We start from the raw sequence: 1054 nt of genomic DNA, 5'->3' as shown, positions 1-1054 counted from the left end.
GCGGGATCGCCGTCGTCGATGCCGGCCAGGATCCGGCGCGCGGCCAGGCGCGTGTCACCGCCCGCGCGGGCGGTGATGGTGTCCTGAGCCCACCATTCGGCGGCGGTGCGGCCGGCCTCGGTGCCGGCGGCGCGCATCCGCTGCAGCGCGGCGGCCCATCCGGTGGCCTCGGCGACCAGCCCGCCGGTGGGCGGCGGGGTGGTGGTGACCGGTGCGATGCGGTCGCCGTCGTCGAGGCTCATCGACAAGATTGAGCCGCTGTCCCAGGTGACCTCGACGGTGTTCTGCCGCTGGTGGTGGCGGCGGACGGTGCCGGTGTCGCCGGGGCGCAGCAGGGTGTACGGGTCGCTGGTGTGGACCAGGGCGACGCGCTGGCCGGGCTGGTAGGTCATGGTGCTCTCCGATCGGTGAATGGGGAGGCCGCGGCCGGTGGGCGGCGACGGCATCGGGTCGGGCGTGCTCATTGGGTGCTGCCCGTCGCGTCACCCGTTGTGGGGGGCGTGCGGCGGCCAGGGCATGCGAGTGACGTGGTCGCCGAACATCGGATCGGTGGCGACCGAGGAGCCGCAACGGGTGCAGCTGGTGGCGGTGTCGTAGCCGTAGCCGGCCATCGACGGCACCTCGACGTGGTCGATCTCGTCGACCGCGCCGCACACGGTGCACACCGTCATCCCCGAGCCGCCCTCGCCGAGGGCGGATTCGGTGACGAACAGGTCCTCAACCGGGTCGAGGTGGTGCGCGCTGTGCCGCAGCCAGCGGCCGTGGACCGTCGCCTCGTACACCACCAGCCGCCGTTGGTCGAGGTGCAGCAGGTACATCCACTCGTCGAACCCGTCGAGGTCCTCACGCAGCGAGCCCTGCCGGATCGGGTCGTTCTCGGCGATGGCTGGGTAGCCCAGTCCCGGTACAGGCGGCTGCCGGTCCCATCGCCGGGGCTTGGGGTTGACGACGAGGGTCCGCCAGTGGCGGGCCAGCAGCGCGGCGGCCATGGCGTCGGTGTCGCGGCCGAACGTGTCGGTCCAGATCCGGCGCAGCAGCGGCACCAGGACCTCCG

Annotated in this window: 2 protein-coding genes; both read right to left on the bottom strand. The window is 73.1% G+C overall.

What is annotated here, in order from left to right:
* Positions 1–392 (bottom strand): DUF4314 domain-containing protein (locus AB0D32_RS32675; protein WP_357098819.1); only part of this gene is annotated, 392 nt, incomplete at its 3' end.
* Positions 393–482: 90 nt separating this feature from the next.
* Positions 483–1054: hypothetical protein (locus tag AB0D32_RS32670; RefSeq protein WP_357098816.1), on the bottom strand; the 572-nt coding region annotated here is incomplete at its 5' end.

Origin of the sequence: Micromonospora sp. NPDC048170, from assembly GCF_040652795.1 — a bacterium.
In the GTDB taxonomy this organism is placed as follows: Bacteria; Actinomycetota; Actinomycetes; order Mycobacteriales; family Micromonosporaceae; genus Micromonospora.
The sequence above is the reverse complement of the archived record's forward strand: the minus strand, read 5'-3'. Positions and strand labels throughout refer to the sequence as shown.